Annotated in this window: 25 protein-coding genes; 10 read left to right on the top strand and 15 right to left on the bottom strand. The window is 51.2% G+C overall.

The genetic code is table 11. The features are described 5' to 3' along the window. Nucleotides 1-3: 3 nt before the first annotated feature. Genes B0I18_RS08390 through B0I18_RS08380 form a run of 3 tightly spaced genes read right to left on the bottom strand, consistent with a single transcriptional unit; the run spans nucleotide 4 to nucleotide 2,470 of the window. Nucleotides 4-717, bottom strand: coding sequence for a phosphatase PAP2 family protein (locus B0I18_RS08390; RefSeq protein ID WP_219905943.1), 714 nt, complete (start codon nucleotides 715-717; stop codon nucleotides 4-6). Nucleotides 718-755: 38 nt separating this feature from the next. Next, on the bottom strand, nucleotides 756-1,799 hold the full coding sequence (locus B0I18_RS08385; RefSeq protein ID WP_106522241.1) for a sensor histidine kinase: 1,044 nt from the start codon (nucleotides 1,797-1,799) through the stop codon (nucleotides 756-758). Beyond that, nucleotides 1,796-2,470, bottom strand: a complete 675-nt coding sequence (locus B0I18_RS08380; RefSeq protein ID WP_106522240.1) for a response regulator transcription factor — start codon at nucleotides 2,468-2,470, stop codon at nucleotides 1,796-1,798. Before B0I18_RS08380 ends, B0I18_RS08385 begins: the two co-directional genes overlap by 4 nt. 335 nt (nucleotides 2,471-2,805) lie before the next feature. Here B0I18_RS08380 and lpdA point away from each other — a divergent pair, with 335 nt between their 5' ends. Together lpdA and B0I18_RS25050 are read left to right on the top strand one after the other, a co-directional pair. Next, nucleotides 2,806-4,209: a dihydrolipoyl dehydrogenase gene (gene lpdA / locus B0I18_RS08375; RefSeq protein ID WP_106522239.1), complete on the top strand. Its 1,404-nt coding sequence runs from the start codon at nucleotides 2,806-2,808 to the stop codon at nucleotides 4,207-4,209. Nucleotides 4,210-4,370: 161 nt separating this feature from the next. Then, on the top strand, nucleotides 4,371-4,514 hold the full coding sequence (locus B0I18_RS25050; protein WP_181358384.1) for a hypothetical protein: 144 nt from the start codon (nucleotides 4,371-4,373) through the stop codon (nucleotides 4,512-4,514). A 47-nt stretch (nucleotides 4,515-4,561) separates the two neighbouring features. On the opposite strand, the gene B0I18_RS08370 is transcribed toward B0I18_RS25050, so the two are convergent. The 6 genes from B0I18_RS08370 to B0I18_RS08345 all read right to left on the bottom strand — a co-directional run bounded on the left by B0I18_RS08370 (nucleotide 4,562) and on the right by B0I18_RS08345 (nucleotide 9,886). After that, nucleotides 4,562-5,386, bottom strand: coding sequence for a helix-turn-helix domain-containing protein (locus tag B0I18_RS08370; protein WP_106522238.1), 825 nt, complete (start codon nucleotides 5,384-5,386; stop codon nucleotides 4,562-4,564). Between the two features lie 47 nt (nucleotides 5,387-5,433). After that, entirely contained in the window at nucleotides 5,434-6,405 is a 972-nt protein-coding gene (locus B0I18_RS08365) for an aldo/keto reductase (protein WP_106522237.1), read from the bottom strand. Between the two features lie 86 nt (nucleotides 6,406-6,491). Further along, entirely contained in the window at nucleotides 6,492-7,514 is a 1,023-nt protein-coding gene (locus B0I18_RS08360) for a phosphotransferase (protein ID WP_106522236.1), read from the bottom strand. Beyond that, on the bottom strand, nucleotides 7,514-7,948 hold the full coding sequence (locus B0I18_RS08355) for a MarR family winged helix-turn-helix transcriptional regulator (RefSeq protein ID WP_245882075.1): 435 nt from the start codon (nucleotides 7,946-7,948) through the stop codon (nucleotides 7,514-7,516). Before B0I18_RS08355 ends, B0I18_RS08360 begins: the two co-directional genes overlap by 1 nt. 152 nt (nucleotides 7,949-8,100) lie before the next feature. Then, complete coding sequence (locus B0I18_RS08350) at nucleotides 8,101-9,009, bottom strand: helix-turn-helix domain-containing protein (RefSeq protein WP_106522234.1); 909 nt, start codon at nucleotides 9,007-9,009, stop codon at nucleotides 8,101-8,103. Nucleotides 9,010-9,070: 61 nt separating this feature from the next. Then, on the bottom strand, nucleotides 9,071-9,886 hold the full coding sequence (locus B0I18_RS08345) for an SDR family oxidoreductase (protein ID WP_106522233.1): 816 nt from the start codon (nucleotides 9,884-9,886) through the stop codon (nucleotides 9,071-9,073). A gap of 403 nt (nucleotides 9,887-10,289) precedes the next feature. Here B0I18_RS08345 and B0I18_RS08340 point away from each other — a divergent pair, with 403 nt between their 5' ends. Beyond that, on the top strand, nucleotides 10,290-10,856 hold the full coding sequence (locus tag B0I18_RS08340) for a hypothetical protein (RefSeq protein WP_106522591.1): 567 nt from the start codon (nucleotides 10,290-10,292) through the stop codon (nucleotides 10,854-10,856). An 18-nt stretch (nucleotides 10,857-10,874) separates the two neighbouring features. On the opposite strand, the gene B0I18_RS08335 is transcribed toward B0I18_RS08340, so the two are convergent. Then, nucleotides 10,875-11,192: a DMT family transporter gene (locus B0I18_RS08335; RefSeq protein ID WP_106522232.1), complete on the bottom strand. Its 318-nt coding sequence runs from the start codon at nucleotides 11,190-11,192 to the stop codon at nucleotides 10,875-10,877. 227 nt (nucleotides 11,193-11,419) lie between these two features. Further along, on the bottom strand, nucleotides 11,420-11,653 hold the full coding sequence (locus tag B0I18_RS08330; protein WP_106522231.1) for a thioredoxin family protein: 234 nt from the start codon (nucleotides 11,651-11,653) through the stop codon (nucleotides 11,420-11,422). Nucleotides 11,654-12,067: 414 nt separating this feature from the next. On the opposite strand from B0I18_RS08330, the gene B0I18_RS08325 reads away from it, so the two are divergent. Both B0I18_RS08325 and B0I18_RS08320 read left to right on the top strand, forming a co-directional pair. Beyond that, entirely contained in the window at nucleotides 12,068-15,298 is a 3,231-nt protein-coding gene (locus tag B0I18_RS08325; protein ID WP_106522230.1) for a TonB-dependent receptor, read from the top strand. 114 nt (nucleotides 15,299-15,412) lie between these two features. Beyond that, entirely contained in the window at nucleotides 15,413-15,682 is a 270-nt protein-coding gene (locus tag B0I18_RS08320) for a helix-turn-helix domain-containing protein (RefSeq protein ID WP_106522229.1), read from the top strand. Between the two features lie 30 nt (nucleotides 15,683-15,712). Here the strand turns inward: B0I18_RS08320 and B0I18_RS08315 are convergent, their stop codons facing one another. From B0I18_RS08315 to B0I18_RS08300, 4 genes are all read right to left on the bottom strand, one after another. Further along, nucleotides 15,713-16,189: a DUF6265 family protein gene (locus tag B0I18_RS08315; protein ID WP_146146702.1), complete on the bottom strand. Its 477-nt coding sequence runs from the start codon at nucleotides 16,187-16,189 to the stop codon at nucleotides 15,713-15,715. 65 nt (nucleotides 16,190-16,254) lie between these two features. Continuing rightward, complete coding sequence (locus tag B0I18_RS08310) at nucleotides 16,255-17,070, bottom strand: helix-turn-helix domain-containing protein (protein WP_106522590.1); 816 nt, start codon at nucleotides 17,068-17,070, stop codon at nucleotides 16,255-16,257. A gap of 92 nt (nucleotides 17,071-17,162) precedes the next feature. Beyond that, on the bottom strand, nucleotides 17,163-18,575 hold the full coding sequence (locus tag B0I18_RS08305) for a S41 family peptidase (RefSeq protein WP_106522227.1): 1,413 nt from the start codon (nucleotides 18,573-18,575) through the stop codon (nucleotides 17,163-17,165). Nucleotides 18,576-18,681: 106 nt separating this feature from the next. Then, nucleotides 18,682-19,176: a GNAT family N-acetyltransferase gene (locus tag B0I18_RS08300; RefSeq protein WP_106522226.1), complete on the bottom strand. Its 495-nt coding sequence runs from the start codon at nucleotides 19,174-19,176 to the stop codon at nucleotides 18,682-18,684. 275 nt (nucleotides 19,177-19,451) lie between these two features. On the opposite strand from B0I18_RS08300, the gene B0I18_RS08295 reads away from it, so the two are divergent. From B0I18_RS08295 to B0I18_RS08275, 5 genes are all read left to right on the top strand, one after another. Continuing rightward, the gene (locus B0I18_RS08295) at nucleotides 19,452-19,886 is read left to right on the top strand and encodes a hypothetical protein (RefSeq protein WP_106522225.1); all 435 of its coding nucleotides are present in this window, start codon (nucleotides 19,452-19,454) and stop codon (nucleotides 19,884-19,886) included. Nucleotides 19,887-19,931: 45 nt separating this feature from the next. Further along, a complete protein-coding gene (locus B0I18_RS08290) occupies nucleotides 19,932-20,555 on the top strand; it encodes a globin family protein (RefSeq protein WP_106522224.1) in 624 nt (207 codons plus the stop codon). Nucleotides 20,556-20,685: 130 nt separating this feature from the next. After that, nucleotides 20,686-21,369 (top strand): response regulator transcription factor, encoded by a 684-nt coding sequence (locus tag B0I18_RS08285; RefSeq protein WP_106522223.1) that lies wholly within the window; start codon nucleotides 20,686-20,688, stop codon nucleotides 21,367-21,369. Continuing rightward, nucleotides 21,366-22,733 carry a HAMP domain-containing sensor histidine kinase gene (locus B0I18_RS08280; RefSeq protein ID WP_106522222.1) on the top strand — a complete coding sequence of 456 codons (1,368 nt, stop codon included), beginning with the start codon at nucleotides 21,366-21,368 and terminating at the stop codon, nucleotides 22,731-22,733. Before B0I18_RS08285 ends, B0I18_RS08280 begins: the two co-directional genes overlap by 4 nt. A 130-nt stretch (nucleotides 22,734-22,863) precedes the next feature. Beyond that, a complete protein-coding gene (locus B0I18_RS08275; protein ID WP_106522221.1) occupies nucleotides 22,864-23,568 on the top strand; it encodes an MgtC/SapB family protein in 705 nt (234 codons plus the stop codon). The last annotated feature ends 58 nt before the right edge of the window (nucleotides 23,569-23,626 follow it).

The raw sequence follows: 23,626 nt of genomic DNA, 5'->3' as shown, positions 1-23,626 counted from the left end.
TGTTTAAATGGATTTAGGATCGAAGCCCCGGGGATGATGCTTAGGTTTACCCCATTTATACTGGTGTGTCCAGTAAGCCAGCTTCATTGATAAAATGCCCAGCGCCGCTCCCGCCAGTACATCGCCGAGGTAATGCCGGTTATTGGCCATACGCAAAGCCCCGACACAGGCAGCCGAACCATAAGCGGCATACGGCATCCAGGGGAAACGTTCTTTATATTCTTCGCTCAGGAAAGTAGCGGCGGCAAAGGCCTGGGCCGTATGTCCCGAAGGAAAAGAGTTATAGGCCGAGCCATCGGGCCGCAATACATGCGTGGTATTTTTCAGCAGGGTTACGACACCGGTCATGAGCAGCGTGCCTTTCAACAGGATCACGGTTCTGTTGAGCAGGTCGGTGCGGGATGGAATGCCCGCCGCATCCAGGCCATAAGCCACTGCTACCGGGGCATATTGCAGGTAGTTATCGATATGGGTACCGAAATTCCCGAAGTGCTCATTCCGCTCCTCTACCAGTTCCGTACCAATCGTTGCACCCGGGCGTACCGTGATAAGGACGCCCGCAGCGAGCAGCGCAGCGGGCACCACCAGGCTTTTGGGCTGGAAAACAGGTGGAGCGGGCTTAGCCATGCTGTCGGCAAACTGCCCTCTTGCCGGCATGGATAAGGTTAGCAGGAGGAGCAGGAGCAGCCCGGTATACCGTTGCATCATGTAGTTCATACTGCATAGGTACAACCCGATTTTGGAGAAAATCTGAATCAGAAGCGCAGGGAAAAGATATGTTGCCCGTTTTCAAAATGATAAGCGACCGTCCAGCCATAACGGTCGGCGACCTGTTTTACCAAAGCCAGGCCCAGACCGGTTCCCGGGGTTTCGGAAGACACCGTGCCGAATCGCTGGAACAAACGCCCGGTATGCAAAGGCACCCTGCCCGCATTCCGGAACTCCAGCAGCCCCGGGCTGAGTTGTACAAAAATAGCAGCGCCCGCAGCGCTATGCCGTATGGCATTACTCAGCAGGTTATGTACCAGGATGGTGACCAGTTCCCGGTTACCTTGTACGGTTACCGGTTCGTCCAGTTTTGCCCCTACCGCCATCTGCCGCTCTTTCAAAAAGGGTTCAAAATCTTCGAGCGTTGTTTGTAACAGCGTTGTCAATGCGATACTGGTTGCTTCGCCATACCGGTTATTATCGATACGGGCCAGCAACAACAGGTTTTTATTGATACGCCCCACCCGGGTCAGCGCTTTATGGGCATCTTCGATAAGGTCGTATTGTTCCTGTGTCAGCGGGCGGCTTTGCAGCAGGAGGTCAAGTTTGGATTGTACGATAGCCAGGGGCGTCTGCAGTTCGTGCGAAGCGTTATCGGCAAATTCTTTTTGTTGGGTATAGGCCGAAATGGCGCTCCCGATCAGCTTATCCAGGTTGGTGTTCAATTCGGCAAACTCGTCGATATCGGTATCGGCGAAGCGGATCTGTTTATGCTGCTGCAGGTCGAAGGTGCGGATCCTGGAAAGACTGTCGTAGAAAGGCGTCCAGAGTTTGCGGCCCAGGCGCCTGTTGAGCAACACCAGGCCGGCGAGCAGCAGTCCGAAAAAAAGTACGGTAAGGCCTGTTACTGCGCCAATGATCAGGAAACTATCCTCCCGGACGGCTTTGGCAGTAAGCACGATATTATGCTCATTGAGTTCGTATTGCCAGAGCTGGCTGAGGATGAAGTAATAAACGGGTATGCTGCAGCCCAGTACCAGCGCAGCATACTGAACGAACCTCTTGAGGGAACGGTTCTGGAGTTTACTCATATTACCCATTTATACCCCGTACCATACAGGGTCTTTAAATAATTGCCATAACCGGCTTCCTGTAATTTACGCTTCAGGTTTTTAACGTGCGCATAAATAAAATCATAACTATCGAACATATCGGCCATATCGCCGGACAATTGTTCCGCTATGGCGCTTTTAGAAATAACCTTATTCCGGTTGCTTACGAACAACAGCAACAGGTCATATTCTTTTTTGGTCAAGACCACTTCCCGGTCCTCTACCGTAACGGTTTTGGCAAGCAGGTCGATCTTCAGTTCGTTTTGCTCGATAACATTGGTCGTACCGAACTGTTTCCGACGGATGAGCGAATGTACCCGCGCCGCCAGCTCCGGCAGGTGGAAAGGTTTGGCCAGGTAATCGTCGGCGCCGGTCTGCAGACCGGCTACCTTATCTTCGATAGCATCTTTGGCCGAGATAATGATCACGCCATCCTGCTTCTGTTGTGCACGTAGTTCTTCCAGCAGCTTCAGGCCGCTGCCGCCGGGCAGCATCAGGTCGAGCAGGATACAGTCATAGGCATACAGGTCGATCTTCTCAAGCGCCGTGGCATAGTCGGCCGCAAACTCGCAACGATAGTGCTCGTCCGACAGGTAAGCACCGATGCTGGCCGCGAGATCGGGCTCGTCTTCTACAATCAGGATCTTCATAACCCCAAAGCTACAAAGCGATTTGGAAAACATTCTGAATACAACCCGCATAAAAGCGCATGAAGTATAACTACCAGGCGTTTAAATATTTTTTTTACATTACCCGGGTGAAAGGAAACGAGGCTTACCTTTCTGTATATGCCGGGCAAACCCGTTTTCTCTATGGGAACTGTCCGGAGCATTTATAAACTTTATCCGGTCTTTATTTTAAAATATACCGTTCGGTATATTTTTTATTACCTTTGCCCCAGCAACCTAGTCCGGGAAAATAAAAAGACTCCGGACTTTGCATCATAAAACCGATATTCAACAATACCTACAATACCAACAGGCATATGGAACAATATGATATAGCCGTAATCGGCTCCGGCCCGGGCGGTTATGTGGCCGCAATACGCAGCGCACAACTGGATTACAAAACCCTGCTTATCGAAAAATACAGTACCCTGGGGGGGACCTGTACCAATGTGGGCTGCATTCCCAGCAAGGCTCTGCTGGACAGCACGCATCATTACCACGACGCCCTGCATAAATTTAAAACACAGGGTATCGACATCGATGGCCTACAGCTCAATTTCGAACAACTGTACAAAAGGAAAACAGAGGTTGTACAGAAGAATACCCAGGGCCTGGATTACCTGATGAAGAAAAACAAGATCAGCGTACTGCAGGGCAAAGCAGCCTTTACAAACAATACGACACTGCAGGTTACCGGCAACGACGGCAATACGCAGACGGTACAGGCCGGTAAATATATTATCGCCACCGGCTCCAAACCCGCTACCCTGCCCGGTATTGTGCTGGATAAAAAACGGATCATCAGTTCTACGGAGGCCTTGTCCTTAAAAGAACAACCTAAAAGCATCATTATTATCGGCGGAGGCGTTATCGGCGTGGAAATGGCTTCGATCTTTAACCGCATCGGCACCCGGGTTACCATACTCGAATATGCAGACCGCCTGATCCCGAATATGGACAGCGAGCTGGGTATCGCCTTACAAAAACTATTGGTGAAAGAAGGCATCGATATCCGGTTGCAGCAATCGGTATTCCAGGCCGAAAATACCGGCAACACGGCGAAAGCGGGCTTCCGGGATGCCGCAGGTAAAGAAACATGGCTGGAAGCCGACTATGTATTGGTTGCCGTAGGCCGGAAGCCATATACCGAAGGCCTGGGCCTCGAAAACACCAGTGTACAGCTCAGCCAGCGGGGTATGGTCCTCGTCGATGAATCGCTGCAGACCGCCGCCCCGGGCATTTATGCGATCGGCGATGTGATCGGGGGCGCCATGCTGGCGCACAAAGCCGAAGAGGAAGCCGTATTTGCCGTAGAACGCATACATGGCGACAACCCGCATATCCACTACGACCGTATACCTTCGGTGGTATACTCCTGGCCCGAAGTAGCCGCTGTAGGTGCTACCGAAGAAGAGCTGAAACAGCAAGGCATCGCCTACACCACCGGTAAATTCCCCTTCTCGGCCAATGCACGCGCCAGGGCCGGTATGGATACCGAGGGTTTTGTAAAAGTACTGGCCGATCCGAAATATGGCGAGATACTCGGGGTACATATCATCGGGGCCAGGGCTGCTGATATGATCGCCCAGGCGGTAACTGCTATAGAATTTGAAGTTACGGCCAATGACCTGGCGCGGATCTCGTATGCCCACCCTACTTATGCCGAAGTGCTCAAAGAAGCTTATACCATAGCTTCCGGCAGGCCATCGTTAAATATCTGATGCAATTATAAGGGCTCAGGCAGCAAAGTTGGCGGCAGATCATGATGCCGCCCGATCAGGCGAAAAAAGGACAAAGGAGCATATTGGGCCAGGCAAAGCGATTCGTTTAACCTGTTCCTATTTTTTTCTCGCCGCGACGCGGCGAGAAAAAAATGAAAGTCATGAGATCACCTTCGCCCATCGGGACCTGGTATTGGGTATATGTATCTATCCTGGATAGCTGGAGTGCTCCCTACCTTCCGCAGGGCCGCTTTGCAGAAGACCCTGCAGCGAAATCTAAATTAGAATGGAGCCTGTACTCCTAAAAAAACAGGGAGCGGCCGTATAAGCCGCTCCCTGCCTGTGTTTCGTATCAGGCGGTTTTCCCGGGCGCCCATTCGGTAGGCGTCTTCCCGAATCTCTTCTTAAAAGCATGAGAGAAATGAGACAGGCTTTCAAAACCGAGATCGAGGTAAATGGCCGCGGGTTTCTTGTTCTTCTTTTCGATCAGGTAACGTGCCTCGGTCAGTCTTTTTTCCTGTAACCATTGCCGCGGTGCAGTACCGAATATACGCTGGAAGTCGCGTTTAAAGCCCGCCAGGCTGCGCCCGGTAAGCCGCGCAAATTTTTCCAGCGGCACATTAAAATGAAAATTACTCAGCATAAACCGTTCCAGGTCGATCTTGTAGGGCTCCGAAAAATCGAACAGTAAATTACGCAACTGGGGCATAGCCAGTAACAGCAGTTTGACGCCCTCTTTTACTTTGAGGATACCCATGGCCTCGGTAATATCTTCCGAAGGATTACGCACATAAGGCACAATGGATTGAAAATAACCTTTCAGGAAATCGTTTACCGGGATCAGCACATTGGGCGGCCCGGCATATTTCTCCTGCACTTCGAGGCCATCTTCCAGGGCGATCTTACGGAGCTGGTCTTCCTGCAGCGTAATCACGACGGTTTCATAATCTTCACCCGGCAAAGGTCCCTTAGTAATCTGGGCCAGTTGGTTCTTGCTGATCAGCAGCATTTCCCCCTTCCTCATCGTTACCGTTTGTCCCGAGGTTTCAAGCGTGAACTGCCCCGACACCTGCAATACCAGTGTATTATGCTGAATATGCCCCACCTTCTCCTTGCGCATGGCCGTGAGATAGGCATAAAAAAGGAAACCGGGAATAATGGCTGTCGGGTTGGTCATACGATAAAGTTAGGAAACGTGCCGTTCCCCCGCGTCTTTGTCTTGTGTTAACGTTGCAGGTAAGTACTGCCCAGGATGGCGCCCGGTGCAAAATGAGTATCCAGGATCTGCATTTCTTCAGGTGTAAACCGGATATCCATCGCTGCTGTATTTTCAGGCAGCCTGGACCGGCGGCTCATACTGACCAGGGGCATGATATGGTCGCCCTGTAAATTAACCCAGGCTATAGCCAGTTGCGCAGGCGTATACCCTTTGTCGGCAGCCATTTCCTCCAACAAGGTTACTTTTTCCAGGTTCTTAACCAGGTTATCGCCCTGGAAGCGGGAAAAATGATGATGATAGCTACCCTCGGGAAGCGGGGCCTTCAGGCTGCCGGTCAGCAGTCCTTCGCCGGTATTGGCAAAGGCCACCACACCGATGCCCAGCTCTTGGGCAGCAGGCAGCAAATCGCGCTCGATCTGGCGGTCAGCCAGCGAATAGCCGATCTCCAAAGCCGTTACCGGGTGTATGTTATGAGCCTGGCGCAATTGATCGGCGGTAATTTCAGAAACCCCGAGGTGCCGTACTTTACCTTCACGGATCAGGTCGGCTACCGTTCCGATTACATCTTCCATCGGCACACTGCCATCGAGGCGGCAGGGCTGGTACAGGTCGATGGTGTCGATACCCAGGCGTACCAGGGAATAGTTGATAAAGTTTTTGATGGCTACCGGGCGCAGGTCCAGGCCCAGCATCTGGCCGCCATAAAAGATCGCACCGAATTTAACGCTGATATAAGCGTCATCCCTGCGCCCCTTAATGGCTTTACCCACCAGCATTTCATTATGGCCCGCGCCATAAAAATCGCCGGTGTTCAGGAAGTTAATACCTTGGTCCAGCGCAGCCTGTATGGTGGCTATGCTTTCCTGTTCGTCGTTGGCAGGGCCACCCCATACGGGCGACATGCGCATACAACCTAAACCAAGTTTGGAAACAAGCGGGCCGTTCCGGCCCAGGGTTATCTTTGCTACTGTTGACATTGTTGCTTTGTTTTAAGAACACAAAGGTGAACCTTATTCCTACAGGGCCGATTGCCTCCACGGCTCAATTTACTTGTCTCCCTAGCTCATAGTGCCGGAACCGCCAGCCGGGACAAAGCCGCCTCAAACCTTTCGGAGCGCATGTTACGGAGGGCCTCGTTCCAGTTGGCCTTGGCATAAAACAACTGGCCTTCGTAGCCCGCCATGCTTATCGTACCGGCCTGTACCCTTTCCCCGAAGCGACTTAAGGTATAGTCTTCCATATCCTGGTTATGCGGGTAATCCTTCGGTTGCGCCCTGCCCGCAGCCTGGGCCAGCAATATACCGTAGATCATACGTGATACCTGGCGCGTCAGGAAAAAGCGATCCTTTTCTCCGGCCGACGGCTCCCGTTCGAAATAGGTACGCAGCAACAATTGCTCCTGCGCTTCCGAGTACACAAAGAAGTTAGCTACCGCGGCCAGATCGATATAACGGTTGTTGCGAAAGGCCGTGTCCCAGTCTATGATCCACAGGTCTTCGCCGTCACAGAGCATATTACCGGGGTTGAGGTCGTTATGGGCAAGTACCTGGTCGGCCTCAAGCCAGGGTCGGGCCTGCAGGATACGGGCATACAATGCCAGCACCTCGTCCATTACAGGCCCCTTCAGTATCGCCTGCTGCCGGTAAGCATTCACCAGGCCGGCTATCGTGGTTGCCAGTTCGGGTCCTGTTGCGGGTGCAGGCAGTGCATGCAGCCGGCGCAGTTGCCGGGCCAGGGTTTCAATAACCCGCTCCGGGGCCATTACCGTGCGTAGCGGGCGATTGTCGATAAAGGCAGTCAGCGTAATACCGGCTGCGGGGTTATAATAATAGAGCCCGGGTGCAATACCGGCCGCCGAGGTTTGCTCCAGGATATCCTGCAATGCAGGGTGCTCTTGTGCTGACGGCGTATCCAGCTTTAAGGTATAACATACGCCGTTTACCGTCATCTTATAGACGGCAGCACCCGATAAACCACCCGACAATAAGGTGATTGCGTCGATGGTGGTTGTTCCGAAACAAGCCTGCAAAGCAGCTTGTACAGTAGGCAGAAATGGAGCAGGGATCGTTTGTGTCGTATCTGGCATTATACCGTGATATTAGCGCCCAATAGTTTAAGGATACCGGGCAATGAAGCATTTGTTTTCAATTGTTCTTTGGGCAGCAGGTCGAGCGCTACTGCATTGGCCGTATGCAGGGCTTCTTTAAGCACCCTGCGGCCTGCGGCAGTAAGCGTTACCAGGCTTACGCGGGCATCCCGTGCATTGGCTTTACGCGCTACAAGCCCCGTTTTTTCGAGGGGCAACAACAGCCGGGTAATACCGGAAGCGGTCAGCCCGGTTTTGTCTGCCAGGTCGATACGTTTTATTTTACCTCCCGGGGCCTGCCCCACCAGGTACAGTAATACGAGATCGTTAAACCCGAGACCGTGCGCACTCAGGCTATCGAGCCGCCGCGCAATGATCGCCTGCGCCCGCGACAGGTTCATGAGTAATTGTAAGGAGGAATTAACCGTTGACATATGTTTGAGTTGTCAAGTATTTTGCAAAAGTAAGCATCTTTCTAAAAAACAGGATCCCTGCTCCTGTTTTTTTACAATTACCCCAAAATAGCATGCATAAAAGACGCCAGAGGGCGCCTTTTATGAAAATAGGATATCATGGTACGCGTTCTTCAGTTCCCGCCGCGGAACGCGAGCGGCGTCATGCCTGTTTTTTGTTTGAACAGTTTATTGAAATACTGGGGATATTCGAAGCCGAGTGTATAGGCAATTTCGCCGACGGGTTTGTCGGTACCGAGCAGGATATTTTTGGCTTCTTCGATCAGGTAAAAATGGATATGGTCCTGTGCCGTTTTGCCGGTCTGTTTCCGCAGCAGGTCGCTCAGGTAACCGGGCGAAAGATGTACCTGTCCGGCCAGGTACTTTACCGTAGGCAGGCCCTTATCGCTGATCGCTACGGTTTTAAAATAGTGCTGTAGTATTTGCTCCACCTGCGTTACCACGGCATGATCCGAGCTTTTGCGCGTAATAAACTGCCTGCCGTAGAACCGCTGGCAATACTGCAGTAACAGTTCTATGGTTGCAACCATAATGGCCTGGCTGTGCAGATCTATGTTTTCCTCCAGCTCGGCGCCGATCTTCCGGATACAGTCATAAAGCGCCTGTCTTTCTTTTTCGGACAGGTGCAAGGCTTCCGCTACCTCGTAAGAGAAAAAACTAAACTCCTGCATCCGGTTGCCCAGGGAGCTGATACGCACCAGGTCGGGATGAAAAAACAGGCCCCAGCCTTTATTCTCCGAAGCTTCGGCATCGGGATCCATTTCGAGCGCCTGCCCGGGCGCCATACAGATCAGGCTGCCATCCTGGAAGTCTACCGGCCTGCGGCCATAACGTATGGCATGATGCCGGTACTGTTTAAAAATAAGGGTATAGTATACCGAGGAAACATACAGGTGTTCCGGCACATGTTCTTTTACCGCGCTGAAATCGACGATGCAGATCAATGGATGCTGTACGGCATCTTCCAGGCCGAAGAAACGGTATACATCGGGAATGGTTTGCAGCTGCACAAATCGGCTCATATAGACCAGTTTATTTTTTACAAAAATAACGTCCTTGCCCGGCAGGGCAAGGACGTTTTATTCAGATACCGAATTGGGTTTTCATGGCAGCGATAAAAGCTGCGTCATCCGAGGCATGCCGGTTGGCAATAATAACACGGGCATCCTCGCCGGCGGTATATCGCAGCTGATCCGAATCGTCGGTAGCCGCTTCGTAGATCACGCCGGCCACAACCGTTGCAGGCGAAGCCTGGTCGAACAGCGCAGGCATGCCGGCCATAACGGTGCCGACCATAGGTTGGTACTCCGCCAGGCTTTCATCGTTGCTGAAGTCGAACGACCTGCCCGTAAAGTCGGTGGCAATAGCGCCGGGTTCTACGATCTTTACCCGGCAGCCAATCGCTCCGAGCTCATAACTCAGCGACTCGGAAATGCCTTCCACCGCAAACTTGGTGCCATGGTATAAACTGCCCAGGGGAAAGGTCATTTTACCCCCGATGGAGGAAATATTAATGACCAGGCCGTTTTGCTGCGTACGAAAATGCGGCAGCACGGCGCGCGTAACATCCAGCAGGCCGATCACATTGGTATTGAACTGGCGCAGTATGCCCTCGCGGCTAAAAGATTCGAGCGTACCATAAGCGCCATATCCTGCATTGTTCAGCAGTACGTCGATACGGCCAAAGCGGTCGATACCTTGCTGTACCGCCTGCCCGATAGAAGCAAGGTCAGTTACGTCGAGGCGGCTTACCAATACCCGGTCGAGGGCCGCAAGCTCCGTGTCCGTTCCGGGTTGCCGCATAGTGGCAATAACGTTCCAGCCCCTGGCCTGGAACAGCAGGGCAGTTGCTTTACCGATACCGCTGCTTGCCCCTGTAATTAAAATGGTCTTGTTCATGTTTTACCTTTTTATTGAGGCAGTAAAGGTCCGGCGACAAAGCCCCTTGCCAGTAATACAAAGCCCGGGAGTTTGTATACTTTTCCGGGATCGTATGCACGAAGTACAGGCAACAGGGGTATTGCGGTACCGCGATTGACCCGAAAAAAACGACAAAGCCATACACTACAGGGAACCAAAACCTTGTTTACAGGACCAGGAGCCATGGTCTGTAAAATTGTACCAGGTCTAAAAAAACATGCCGCTGTTTACCGGTAAGCTAAAGACCGCAACTTTGTATAAAGCAAGGTTACAGCAGCGGGTAGTACAACAACCGCAGCAGCCGGGACGCAGCCCCGGTGCTCTTCGCAGCCGGCTACAAACAAGTGGTTATTATACATTACACTACACTAAAACAACATTTATGAGCATCGATCAGATCAAAAAAGAAGCCGCAGGCGCCTGGCAAAGTTTAGCTACCGAAGTACGGCCAGGCAATCAAAAGAATGAAGCCGGCAGCCCGAAGCCCTTCTACCTGAAACGTAGGTTTAAACTCAACACAGATGATGTCTTTGAGCTGGAAGTGATCAATTATGCCGACGCCGAAGGCCGGGTAACCCTGGCTAAAATGGAAATCAAAGGGCATATAGAATGGCAGGGCGCACACCCCCTGGTGGGCGGCGCACAAAAGGCGGACTTTACGGCAGACCTGGACTACCTCGTAACGCCGCTGGCAGAGGCTTTTACGGGTTTGCTCAATACGGTTGCAACAGGCTTCGATACCTGGGAAACGGGCAAAAGTCAATCCGTTTTCAGGAAAAACTTTCCACCCTTCGGCTTAAAGGAAGGACAAATTTTTAAAGAATACGACCTGGTCTACCTGCAGGACAATTATATGTTCTGGGGCGCCCGCCACGTGGACGGCAGGGGTTTTGATACCGAGGCCAACAGGCCTGCTCACCTGCAGATCCCGATGAAACGGGCCTTATAGCTGCATGGTATCAGCAGGTTAGAAAATTTTCAACCCGATAATACCGGCAACGATCAGCATCGCCGACAAGAGGCGCAGGCCATTGGCGGCATCGCCGAAAAAGGATATGCCGACCAGGAAAGTGCCTACAGCGCCTATACCGGTCCATACGGCATAAGCAGTGCCGATGGGTATCGTTTTCTGGGCATAAAACAAGAGGCTGCCGCTAATGATCATAGATACGACCGCCAGGGCGATCCAGCCGATTTTATTGTTTTGTGGCATCTGCGCCATCTTTAAACCCAGGGGCCAGCCAATCTCGAAGAGCCCTGCGACGATTAATGCGATCCAGTTCATAACCTGTTTTTTAAGCATCCACGGGGATACCGTTGCAATAGGCAAACTTAACCAGGCCTGGCCGCCGGCAGGCACAATACCTGCCTCAAACGGTGATAATCCCTCCCGAAGGGCTCCTGGCAGGAACTGAAGCGATAGCTGTATACCGGCAAGCAACACAGTACCGCATACCAGGTAGCCTTGCCGAGACCGGCAAGGCTATCTTATTGTAAAAGGAACAAGCCTGCTTATCCCTTTACCGCTTCGAGCGCGGCGCCGAAATTGATATGCAGTACGTGTCCGGCAGGTGTTACCAATGCCGGTACCGATTGTACACCGGCCTCTTCCGCTTCGCCGATACGGCTTTTATCCTCGCCCAAATGTACGACCTCCACCTGGTCTGCACCGATAAGGGTAACAATATCCTGTTCGGAACTGACGCACACCGGGCAACCGGCATGATAGAAAACTGACTTTTTCATTCGTTTAATTTTATGTGGTTAATAATTTTATGATGCAAACTTAGATGGGCCTGCTCTTTGTACCGGGGACCAGTTTCCCGATTTACCTGCTTATCTGGATCGGGAACTCTTTTGTCACTACTTAGATTACCAACAGCAGTTATCGCAAAACCCATAAAGTGATAAAAAATTAAAATACATACACATAACAAGCCCCCTTTACAGCAAGCCAGCAACACCTACATAAACATGTACTACCAGCGCAGGACAAGGCATAAAACCACGCAAAAAATGCATTTCGCTGTATCCCCCTCCTGGTGGGGGATACAGCTTAACCAAAGATTAATTAAGGATTGGTTAGGTAACATTAAGGGAACATTCTGATCACATTCCGGAAACACAGCCCATCCACCTTTGTTGCTCAAAACGCGACAAATGAAACCATTTTACAGGTCACTAATTATTATCTGCATGCTCCTGGCGCCCCGCCTGCATGCGCAGATCACTTCAGCCCAGGTTGAAGGAAAGATCACGGATACCCAGGGAGAAACGCTGCCCGGCGTGGCGGTAACCCTGACCAATACCGCAACCGGTTTTAGCACCAGTACCCAAACCAATGGGGAAGGCCGCTTCCTGATCGCAAACGTAAATGCAGGAGGGCCTTACACTATTACCATCAGTTATGTAGGATTTCAACAGCAACAAAAAAGCGACATCAACCTGAACCTCGGCTCGGCTATCTTTAACTTCAAAATGAACGACAAAAGCCAGGACCTTTCAGAAGTCGTGGTGAAGGCGGATAGAGGCGGCACCAAAACCGGCGCCGGCTTACGCATGAACCAGGACGACATCAAACACATGCCGACCCTGAGCCGCAGCCTGCAGGATATGACCCGGGCTACGCCGCAAAGTAATAATAACTCCTTCCTCGGCACCAATTTCCGTTACAACAACGTAACACTGGATGGCGCTATCAATAACGATGCGATCGGTTTCAGTCCTTCGCTGGGCGGGCAGACCAATAGCTCCGGCCAGCCCGGCAGCAGTACCCGTACCAATCCCGTGTCGCTGGATGCGATACAGACCGTACAGGTATACCTGGCGCCATACGATGTGAAGATCGGCAACTTCCTGGGGGGCAGTATCAATGCCGTTACCCGCAGTGGTACCAACGAGGTGCATGCCTCTATTTATGGTTATGGCCGGCCTTCGTTCCTGGTAGGGCCCAATAATGCCGGCGACGGCAGCAAGGAGCCTTCATCTTTCCACGATTACCAGACCGGTATCCGTGTGGGGCTCCCGATCATAAAAAACAAACTGTTCTTCTTTACCAACGAAGAGATTACCCGCCGCCAGGATCCCGTGATCCTCGGGGCCGGATCGCCGGACATGACGATTATCAGCGCCGACCAGGCCAAACAGATCTCCGATCATATGCAAAGCGCCTATGGCGTAGATGCCGGCGCTTATGGCAATTACAATATCTATTCGCGTTCCAACAAGTTTTTTAACCGCCTGGACTGGAATATCAATGACAAGCACCAGTTATCGATCCGCAACAATACTATCTTTTCGCAGGCCACCAACCTCGAAAGGGATAACCAGAACTTCCGCTTTGGCAGCATCGACTACAAACAGGTCAATAACCAGAGCTCTACGGTAATGGAACTGAAATCACGGTTCTCCAATACCGTATCCAACAGCCTGGTATTGGGTTACTCCAGCATACACGACTACCGCGACCCGCTGTCCAACCCGGGACTGCCGCAGATACAGATCGCATCCAATGGCGGTACCATCTTCCTGGGTACCGACCGCGAGGCTTCTATATTTGATATGAAACAGAAAGTATTCGAGATCACCGACAACTTTACCTGGTTTAAAGGTAACCACACCATAACCGTAGGTACCCACAACGAATTATACAGCATCCAGTACGGTTTCGTGAACTCCTGGAACGGCCGCGTGGACTATGGCAGTGTTAACGATTTCCTGAATAATAATCCATCCCGTGTCCGGACCAATTACAACTATACCAATAACGACCGGGATTATATCCTCAACAACCCGCCTGCCAAGTTCAACGTAAACCTGTACAGCGCTTATGTACAGGACGAGATCCAGCTGGGCAATCATTTCAAGATCACACCGGGCCTTCGTTTCGACCTTGCCGCCCTGCCTAACAAACAACCGCTCAGCGATAAAACAACCAATGCCCCGGTTGATCCGAATTACGGCACTACTTATGCTTATACCCAACCTTCGGCAATCAAGAATAACTTCCTCGGAAAGGTACAGGCCTCGCCCCGCATTGGTTTCAACTACGATATCAAAGGCGATCAGAGCCTGGTGCTGCGTGGCGGTACGGGCCTGTTTACCGGCCGTATTCCTTTTGCATGGCTGGGTTATGCCTATTATAACAATGGTGTGACTTATGGCGCGTATGACAATAAATCATCCACCAAACCTTTTGCTCCCGGCTCCGACCCGGTTCGCGACGGCCTGACCGGTAAAGGCGAAGCTGGCTTTGTAACCAAGCAGGGCGTAAACGTAAACGATGCTACCGGCGCTACCCAGGTAGACCTGGTCGATAATAACTTTAAAATGCCACAGGCCTGGCGTAACAGCTTAGCCCTGGATTATACTACGCCTAACGGTTACAAGTTTACCATCGAAGGTATCTATACCAAAGTAATCCAGGACCTGAAGTTCCAGCAGATCAACTATGTCGACAACCCGACCTATATGATCTATGACAAAAACCAGCAACAGCCTATATTCTCCGGCAAAAAGATCAACCCGCTGTACACCAATGCCTACCTGTTGTCGAATACGCAAGACGGTTACCGTTACAGCATCACCGGCCAGGTAAGCAAATCGTTCAAAATGGGACTGGACGCGATGGTTGCCTATACTTACGGACAGTCTAAAGATATCACCAATGGTATCCGTAACTCCATGGAGTCCAACTGGCAGCTGAACCAGGCGCTGAACCCCAACAGCCCTACCCTGGCTTATTCCAACTTCGACATCCGTCACCGCATAGTGGCTATGGTGAACTATAAAGTGAACTGGCACCAGGATAACCGCTTTATCTCCAACTTCAGCCTGTTCTTCAATACCTCTTCCGGCTCACCTTATACTTATGGTTTCGTGAACTCGACTATAGATGGTACCGGCCAGCAGGTAAGCCTGGTGTACATTCCCAACAAGGATGAAGCCGCCAACTTCTTTGCAGATGCCGGCGGTGGCGAAAGCGCTGCACAACAGGCCGCAAAATTCAATGCCTATATCGATGGCGATAAATACCTGAAGTCCCGCAGGGGCGGCTTTACTGAACGTAACGGCGGCCGTACACCCTGGAACACGCAGCTGGACTTCCGTTTCAGCCAGGATTATAATTTCAAAGCCGGTAAACATGTGCATACCATCACCTTTACCTATGATATTATCAACCTGACCAACCTGCTGAACAAAAGCTGGGGTACGCAATACTTCTCGCCCAATACCTTCAACTCTATGGCAAGCGTAGGTCTGAAACAGGTAAAAGCCGGCACACCGACTTCCTATCCTGTGTATACCTGGAGCGACCCGGGTCGTCCTTATGCGATCGACTATTTCGGTTCCCGTTTCCAGATGCAGTTTGGCCTGCGTTACTCCCTATAAACCGGTTAGGATACCGGAAGGCTATTATAGCATGTCTTAACTTAAAAAAACCTGCCCGTTGACCTGTTCAACGGGCAGGTTTTCCTTCCCGCTCTATTTATTTATGCTGCTTATATGAACACAGGCAAGCAGTCCGCCGCGCATATGGGGACCAATATAAAGACCGTAAGAGAAATTCTGGGTATCTCGCGGGAGTTGCTTGCCTTCGAGTTTCACGTCAGTATTGCCGCAATTGAAAAAATGGAAAAACGGAAGATCGTATCGAAACAGGTGATCGCCAAACTGTCGGAGATCTTCCAGGTAGAGCACGACCAGATCGAAGCCTTCGAAGAATCGCGATTCCTGGTCTACATCGGCCGCCGCTGGCACAAAGACAAACGGTAGACAAGCCGGCACACCCGCTACTTCCCACTTTTACTGTATCTTTTTCATCGGGAACTGTTGTTTCCTTTCCTTACCCGCCACCTTACCTGAAATCGCGGCTACAAGCGCATCGGAGCCGGTCCTGTTATACGTAATGCGTTGCGGAAAATCGTGCTGCGGGTTTTCGAACACCATGCCCGAGTCCGAAGCCGATACCAGGCGGAAACGCACGGGTTGCCCACCATTCTGATTTTTCACTACCGGGATATAAAATAACTGCCCCTGTTCGCTTACGATCCGGATCTCTTCAAATACCAGGGTATCGCCGTCCTTAAGCCGGTAACTCCTGCCGGTCATCACGCTGTCATTGGTCTTTTGCCAGCTTTCATAGATACTGCCCCGCGGGGTTTTGTTTTCCCATATACCGGCAAGCCATTGCAGGTCATTCATACCATTATGCTGCGGCGGCCGGGCGCCCGCAACCAGGGCTGCACACAGGCCTATCATCGTAAAAAGTTTCGCCTTCATGTTTATATCGTTTCCGGCAAAATTGCGCCAGGCAAGCGGTTTAAAATTGTACAAACGCGACGTGGCTATTTTTCTTTGTAGAACAGGCCCGACAGTTTCAGTTGTGCGCCGAAAAAGGCTTTAGGCGAAACACCCGTAAATGCTTTAAAATCGCGGATAAAATGCGCCTGGTCGTAGTAATCGCCTTCGTGGGCCAGCGTGGTAAGCGTTTCAAATTGCCCGTCCAGCAACCTTTTCAATACATGCTGCAGGCGAATGGTTTTCGAAAGCTGTTTGGGACTCAGCCCTATAGCCGCAGCAAACCGGCGTTCCAGTTGCCTGCGGTGCAGGTCGGCACGGGCGGAGAGCTCCGCCACGTCCAGCTTGCCTTTTACCGCTAATACCAGGCTTACTGTTTCTTTTACGATATGATCGATGGTGACCGTATCCGTAAGCAGTGCCGATAAAAAAGTCTCCACCAGCGCGATCCGCTCCGTGGTGGACACCGGCGCGCAAATACCTTGCCCGATCGCAATGCCGGCTGCGCCGAAAAGGTCGCCCAGCGCTACCGCGCGGTTATCCATCTCTTTAAAAGGCATAGCGGTAAAGGGCCGGAAACCGTCCGGGCGGAAGCGTACCGCGAAAATTGCGGTCTTTCCCGTGGGTTCGATCACCAGGGGTTGTGTGAGCTGCCCGATCACAAAACAGGCCGGCTGCAACAGCCAGCTGTCTGCCCCGGTATATTGCCGGTACAGGTCGCCATAGTGAAAGATCATTTCCATACAGCCATCCGGTACGATGGTCTGTCGTTGCGGCAAGGCATCAGCCGCACTTTCCAGCGTCCAATAACATTGGATAAAGGGAGCAAGCATTGTCGCCGGTTCGAAGGTCTGGTAATTCATAAAGATCGGGCCTAATACCCTGCGGCTGTAAGATACGTAAAACGGCAGGCAAGCCCCATTTGAATATAGCAACGCAACCGCCCGTACCCGGTTTATTTCAAGTGTTCCAGCAGGCCTTCCATTATCTCATCCCGGTCATCGAGCAAATGATCTTTAATAACGATATCGGGTTGCAGGCCGGCAAGCCGTTCGTCGCCATTGGGCCGGATGATATAACCTTTAGGCACTTTTATCGTAATCCCGGTCCGGGGCAGATCGAAGGAGAACTGGGATGCATACAGCGTAGGTACATCACCGGTCTCTTCGCCCACGATGGTAGCAAAATGATAATCCTGCACCAGGGCCGCGCATACCACGGCCATAGAATAAGTCTGCCTGTTAACCAATACATAGACCCTGCCTTTAAATTGCCTGCCTTTATCGAAGGGTTGCTGGAGCGGCAATTCATAATTCACGATACTGCCTGCCCGATGTCCCAAGATGGTTCTGGTATAATAATCCGTGGTATCCTGCCGCTTCCGGGTCTGGTCCTGCAGCTGTTTGCTTATTTTGATCCGGAAGTTAGAAGACCAGTGAAAGGGCTGCGTTGCAAAGTAGCGGACCAGGTAATCGCTATAGCTGTCATGTCCTCCCGGATTGTTCCTTAGGTCGACCACGAGGTTTTGAGCATTCTGTTGCTGCAGTACGGCAAAAGCTGAATCTGCAAAAGACCGGAAACCGGCTTCATCCGAGGGTTCCAGGCTATTCATCAAGCCTGGGTTAAGATAGGCGGTCTTTCCATAGAAACGGAATTGCCGGACAGGGTTCAGGATCTCGCCTTTGCGTTGCTCTTCATATTGCATGACTGATATACCTTTCAGGCTGACCTGTTGCGCAGTAGTGGCCTTCTTTAGCGTTATATTCCAGGATTCTTTTTTACCCTCCAACTGGAACAATAACCGGGGGAAAGACCAGAATTCTATTTTTACTTTTTTAAAATATTCCCGTTCGGCCGACACCAGGGGATACATCTTCCGGATTATACGGTCTACCGGCACACCATCTACGGCAAGCACTTCATCGCCTGCCGCGATTTGCGTATTATCCGAAAAGTTTTTACGTACAAAAGCCTTACCGGCTTCCAGCGCAAGCTCCAGCGGAAAGAGCTTACCCCCTGTGTAGGCATATTCGATATATCCTTTTGCCGGGAAATCGATTTCGCAATGACCGGTATTGGCCAGGGAAACCAGGTGCTGGAAAAGCGATACGGTTTCTATATAACTGAGGCTATCTCCTTTGATGCGTTCTTTTAATTGTCGAAAATGCGCGTCGTAGGTCGTCCGGTCGGTATAGGCATACAAGTTATAATGCGTTTGCTGCAATGCGGGATACAAGGCCTCGAAATCCGCTTTTACGGCGTCTGCGGCGAACTTAGTATACTGCGCAAAACCGGCATGCGGTATCAACAAAGCCAGCAGTAAGGGATACAGCCGGTTACGCATAGCCGGTATATTTTTTAGTAACATGGTGGTCAAGGTGATTTAGGTTATAGGGTAACCAGGAATCCTGATCTTTCCGGGTCACAATCATTATATCATAAAAAAGTTTAAATTTCATGTTTCCGGCCAAAGGTCATTCCTCCAACTCCAGGCTGTAATACAAGGCATCTTCGCTTCCTCCATCCGGCCAGGTGGCAGCTTCGGCATGGCTATACCGGAAACCGGCTGCCTGTATGGCCGCAGCAGAAGCGGCATTGCCCGCTCTATGTGATACCAGCAGCAACCTGCAGTGTTTTTCACGGGCCCAGTGGAAACGTGCCCGGAAAAATAACTGCGACAGGCCCCGCCCCCGGTAGGCTTCGCGTATATAAGACGATACCAGTACCGCATTTGTGACATTTTCCTTTTTTAAAGTAATACCGGTCAGTCCCACGAGGGTCGTATCATCATACAAACCGAACAATGCACGGGACTCATCCGCTAAAAAAGCCGGCCAATGTGCATCCGTATAAGCCATTTCTTTTGCATAGCTACTGCCATACATGCCGGGGTCGCTTTGCAGGGCCTCGAGCCGGATAGCCCTGTATTCCTGCCATTGAGCAGGAGCCAGTCTTTTTAAGGTAATCATCGTTGCAGATTTTAAGCGGCTAAAATTAGTTAAACCGGGCCAGATGCTACCTTCTACCGGGGCAACGCACACTCCCGCTTACAACCATGCATATTTTTTTAGCCGCTAACACGCAGCAAACAAGCGGCTTAGCACCCGGTATTATACCGAACGGGTAATTTTTTTAAAAAAAATATGGTCCTGCTAAATCCGGGCGGTACAATATCCCGTAAATAATGACAAGCGCGATCTATAAGTTTATTATTCATCTACTTAAACCGTTACATTTTATGACAATGAAAAAGAAGCTGAAAGTGGCTGCGGGATCCCTGTTGGGCATCATGTTCCTTTTCTCCGCCGTATTGCTGATCCACATCGTTGTAATGGTAAAAAACCGCAAGCCCCTGCCTGCGGCCACGCTGCAAATGGCACGCGCCGACTTTAAACAACCGGTACCCGACCAGGTTATGCAGACCATACAACAGGCAGTAAGCAGGCAAAAGGGTGTAAAAGAAACTTATTATAATGCAGGCAGCAGGATGCTGGTATATACCTATGATAACAAGGTAAATACCGCCGAGGCTATTTATGCCAGCGCTATCCGGCCCTCCGGCATGTCCTCTGAGCGCCACCTGGTATCGCAAAGCGAAGCCACTAAAGGCTGCCCGGCCATGGACAATCATTCGTTCTATGGCAAACTGACCAATATGGTCGCCCGCGTCGTCAATTAAAACTGGTCCACGTTCATTTATATCTTAACACTCAAAACAACACGTATGCAAACGCAAAAAACAAAACTTCTCTTTATTATTGCAGCCATGCTCAGCTTCGCCGTTATACTCGGCTCCTGCAGCAAAGACGACAAGCCGGTAACGCCGCCTACACCCATTGCCACATCGCCCCTGTACGATACACTGGGCTGGTTTATACAAGGCGGCCAGGGCGCCGTGGAGGGCAATGGCACCAAAATGATCGCAGACCCCGACAACAGCGGGCAAACCATACAGGCCGGCCGCCTGGCCATACGCACCGTGGTGAATAAGGCGCTGATGGTGATCGCAGCCGATACTGCCATTAATATTTACTTCCCGACCTTACTGGCCGAAGTAGGCGCCGGTAATACAACCGGTTACGCACACCTGCGCGAAACCTTTACCGATTTCGTACAACAGGCGGTAAGCGGTCAGCAGATCTACAAAGGCATGACCATGAAAGCCGCGCATAACTTTGCCACCTATAACCGCTTCGGTTCCGCAGCCCACCCCACTTCCGACGAAGCAGACTTTAACCGCTTTATCGGCGATGTGGTGATCGCCGCACAATCCTATAATGTACCCAATAGCGTAATTGCCCAGCTCGGCGTATTATTGAGTTCGGTGAAAGGCGATATTGTTTATTAATTTTTTCCCTGTCTTTTTCGCGGGAAGCAGCACAGTGCTGCTTCCCGTTTTTTTTTCATAATACGCCGCTTAAAATTTTTAAACACGCGATACCACCTAATATCGGGACCGAAACTGTAAATTTGCATGAATGAAAATATTAATAATAGAGGACGACCAGCGGGTAGCAGAATTGATCAAACGGGGGCTGGAGGAGCAGGACTTTGCTGCCACCCTGGCCTATGACGGGCTTTCGGGCAGGAAGCTTGCCACGCAGGACGATTTCGACCTTATTATTACCGACATTGTTCTTCCCAGGATAGACGGCATAGACCTGTGCCGGCAGATCCGGCAAACCAAACCCGACATTCCTATCATTATGCTTACGGCCCTGGGCACTACCGACGATAAGGTAGAAGGCTTCGATGCGGGCGCCGACGACTACCTGGTTAAACCTTTCGAGATGCGGGAGCTACTGGTACGCATCAGGGCCTTACTCAAGCGCAACCGCAGCAACGGCAATGCTTCCGGCTTCCTGTTGCGTTACGATAACCTGGAAATGAACTTACATACCAAGATCGTAAAACGTGATGGACAGGAGATCAGCCTGACCCCCAAAGAGTTTAAATTGCTGGAATACCTGATGCAAAACCCTGACCGCGTCTTATCCCGGGTAGAGATCGCAGATAAAGTATGGGAAACCCATTTCGATACCGGCACCAATTTTATCGACGTATATATTAATTACCTGCGTAAGAAAATTGACCGGAACTTTGATAAAAAACTGATCCATACCAAACCCGGTATGGGCTTTATCCTGAAATCGGAAGCATGAACATAAAGACCCGGCTTGTTGTACTTTTCACCATCATTACGGCAATTATCCTGTTGCTGTTTGCCACTATTATCTACTGGTCTGCCAAACAAAACCGGGAAAAAGAATTTTACAGCCTGCTCAAAAAGGAAGCGGTAACCAAGGCCACCGTATTTCTTAATGCCAATGTAGACCGGAAGGTACTGCAGGACATTTACCACAACAACCGCAAAGTACTGAACGAGGTCGAGGTAGCCATTTACGACACCGGCTTCGTACTGCTCTACCACGATGCGGTCGATATCGACTTCGTAAAGGAGACCCGGCCCATGATCGAAGAGATCAACAGGAAAGGGGAGATCGAATTTTACCAGCAACACTGGCAGGTAATAGGGCTGCGTTATCCCTTTGCCGGCAAGAATTATATCATTACCGCTGCGGCCTACGACCAGTACGGGTACAGCAAACTCAGTCACCTGCTTACCAATAGCATCATCGTATTCGTCGCTTCGGTATTATTGATCCTTGTGGCCGGTATTCTCTTTTCCAGGAAAGCCTTTAAACCCGTAAGCGCCATGATCGAGAAGGCGAAGAATATAACAGCAACAAACCTGGACCTAAGGTTAAGCAGCAATGACAGCAAGGACGAACTGTCCGAACTCGCAGCTACCTTTAATGCCATGCTGGACCGGCTCGAACAATCGTTCGACGCCCAGAAACATTTTGTATCCAATATCTCCCACGAATTAAGGACGCCCCTGGCCGCCATGATTACAGAGCTGGAACTGTCGGCCGATAAAGAACGCAGCCGGGAGGAATACCGGGAAGCGATCCGCAATGCCTTAAGCGACTCCCGAAAAATCGTACGCCTGTCGAACAGCCTGCTGGACCTGGCCAAAGCCAGTTACGATCCTTCCGAGATCACCTTTAAAAAGATACGTATAGATGAAGTACTGCTGGATGCGATGCAACAGGTACAGCAGAGCAATCCCGGCTACCAGATGGACATTCATTTTGAAAGCGAATTCGAACAGGAGGAGCATATGACCGTAAATGGCAATGAATACCTGCTGAAAGTCGCCTTCAGCAACCTTTTTGAGAACGGTTGCAAATTTTCAGAGCCCCCCAAATGTACGGTGTCCCTTGCCTTCGATGAACAACACCTGACCCTCCGGTTCTCCGACCAGGGCATCGGCATATCTGCCGAAGACCTGCCCCATATCTTCCGCCCTTTTTACCGGGGCGAAAATAAAGAACGCGCTTACGGTCATGGCATCGGCCTGCCGCTTAGCGAAAAGATCATCAGCCTGCACCAGGGCCGGATCTCCGTCGTTTCGCATAAAGACAGCGGCACTACCTTTACCATCGTATTGCCCCATCTCTGAAACAGCCCTTGGTGGCCATTTTATCCTTTCTAATAAAATTCTAATTTTTTTCTATTCACGCTCTAACGGTCTTTCCGGGCGCGGTTGCTGAATTTTGCGGCATCGTTAACAGCAATCAACCGGAGACAAAATGGAAATCCTGGATTTCAGCATCAGGCTATTTACATCGCTTGCCCTGGGCGCGGCCATCGGCTTCGAACGCCAATGGCGGCAAAAAAGCGCGGGGCTCAGGACCAATACCCTGGTCGCTATGGGCTCGGCCGCCTTTGTATTGCTGTCCCTGCAGATCGGAGGCGACGCTACCGGCCGTATCGCCTCTTATATCGTAAGCGGTATCGGGTTCCTGGGCGCCGGCGTAATCATGAAAGACGGGCTGAATGTGCAGGGACTGAACACCGCGGCGACCATATGGTGCTCCGCCGCAGTAGGCTCGCTTTGCGGACTGGGTATGTTCGCCGAAGCCGCAGTGGTATCGGCCGCCGTGATGCTTACCCATATCGTGTTACGCCCCGTAGGCCTGCAACTGAACCGGCTCACCTTTACCCAATCGGCGGCGACACAGACCGACTACCTCTTTACCATAAAATGCAAGACAGACGTAGAAAACCACATCCGGGTACTGTTGATGCAGATGCTCGGCAACGATGACAAACTCTTATTGCAATCGCTGAGCAGTGACGAGCACCACGAGTCCGATGATGTGATCATTACTGCCGCAATAAAAGCGCTGACCCCGCAGGACAGCTTTATGGAACGGGTAGCCAGCCGGCTGACCATCGAAACCAAAGTGAATAAGGTAAGCTGGGAAATAACGGGTAAACAGACCGACCTGTAAAGCGCCCGGCATGCCCATGCCTTGAAAACAATCCTGCACGGCCTTCTTAATGGCTTAT

Source organism: Taibaiella chishuiensis (assembly GCF_003014535.1).
GTDB lineage: Bacteria > Bacteroidota > Bacteroidia > Chitinophagales > Chitinophagaceae > Taibaiella > Taibaiella chishuiensis.
Note: the sequence above shows the minus strand (reverse complement) of the source record. Positions and strands in the feature narration are given on the sequence as shown.

Coding starts and splice junctions, on each gene's coding strand:
- B0I18_RS08365 (WP_106522237.1), bottom strand. CDS start 6,405: ATGTCAACAGTAGCAAAGATAACCCTGGGCCGGAACGGCCCGCTTGTT.
- B0I18_RS08290 (WP_106522224.1), top strand. CDS start 19,932: ATGCAAACGCAAAAAACAAAACTTCTCTTTATTATTGCAGCCATGCTC.
- B0I18_RS25050 (WP_181358384.1), top strand. CDS start 4,371: ATGAGATCACCTTCGCCCATCGGGACCTGGTATTGGGTATATGTATCT.
- lpdA (WP_106522239.1), top strand. CDS start 2,806: ATGGAACAATATGATATAGCCGTAATCGGCTCCGGCCCGGGCGGTTAT.
- B0I18_RS08390 (WP_219905943.1), bottom strand. CDS start 717: ATGAACTACATGATGCAACGGTATACCGGGCTGCTCCTGCTCCTCCTG.
- B0I18_RS08350 (WP_106522234.1), bottom strand. CDS start 9,009: ATGAGCCGATTTGTGCAGCTGCAAACCATTCCCGATGTATACCGTTTC.
- B0I18_RS08305 (WP_106522227.1), bottom strand. CDS start 18,575: ATGTTACTAAAAAATATACCGGCTATGCGTAACCGGCTGTATCCCTTA.
- B0I18_RS08355 (WP_245882075.1), bottom strand. CDS start 7,948: ATGTCAACGGTTAATTCCTCCTTACAATTACTCATGAACCTGTCGCGG.
- B0I18_RS08285 (WP_106522223.1), top strand. CDS start 20,686: ATGAAAATATTAATAATAGAGGACGACCAGCGGGTAGCAGAATTGATC.
- B0I18_RS08385 (WP_106522241.1), bottom strand. CDS start 1,799: ATGAGTAAACTCCAGAACCGTTCCCTCAAGAGGTTCGTTCAGTATGCT.
- B0I18_RS08295 (WP_106522225.1), top strand. CDS start 19,452: ATGAAAAAGAAGCTGAAAGTGGCTGCGGGATCCCTGTTGGGCATCATG.
- B0I18_RS08380 (WP_106522240.1), bottom strand. CDS start 2,470: ATGAAGATCCTGATTGTAGAAGACGAGCCCGATCTCGCGGCCAGCATC.
- B0I18_RS08340 (WP_106522591.1), top strand. CDS start 10,290: ATGAGCATCGATCAGATCAAAAAAGAAGCCGCAGGCGCCTGGCAAAGT.
- B0I18_RS08300 (WP_106522226.1), bottom strand. CDS start 19,176: ATGATTACCTTAAAAAGACTGGCTCCTGCTCAATGGCAGGAATACAGG.
- B0I18_RS08330 (WP_106522231.1), bottom strand. CDS start 11,653: ATGAAAAAGTCAGTTTTCTATCATGCCGGTTGCCCGGTGTGCGTCAGT.
- B0I18_RS08320 (WP_106522229.1), top strand. CDS start 15,413: ATGAACACAGGCAAGCAGTCCGCCGCGCATATGGGGACCAATATAAAG.
- B0I18_RS08310 (WP_106522590.1), bottom strand. CDS start 17,070: ATGAATTACCAGACCTTCGAACCGGCGACAATGCTTGCTCCCTTTATC.
- B0I18_RS08325 (WP_106522230.1), top strand. CDS start 12,068: ATGAAACCATTTTACAGGTCACTAATTATTATCTGCATGCTCCTGGCG.
- B0I18_RS08335 (WP_106522232.1), bottom strand. CDS start 11,192: ATGAACTGGATCGCATTAATCGTCGCAGGGCTCTTCGAGATTGGCTGG.
- B0I18_RS08315 (WP_146146702.1), bottom strand. CDS start 16,189: ATGAAGGCGAAACTTTTTACGATGATAGGCCTGTGTGCAGCCCTGGTT.
- B0I18_RS08280 (WP_106522222.1), top strand. CDS start 21,366: ATGAACATAAAGACCCGGCTTGTTGTACTTTTCACCATCATTACGGCA.
- B0I18_RS08345 (WP_106522233.1), bottom strand. CDS start 9,886: ATGAACAAGACCATTTTAATTACAGGGGCAAGCAGCGGTATCGGTAAA.
- B0I18_RS08275 (WP_106522221.1), top strand. CDS start 22,864: ATGGAAATCCTGGATTTCAGCATCAGGCTATTTACATCGCTTGCCCTG.
- B0I18_RS08360 (WP_106522236.1), bottom strand. CDS start 7,514: ATGCCAGATACGACACAAACGATCCCTGCTCCATTTCTGCCTACTGTA.
- B0I18_RS08370 (WP_106522238.1), bottom strand. CDS start 5,386: ATGACCAACCCGACAGCCATTATTCCCGGTTTCCTTTTTTATGCCTAT.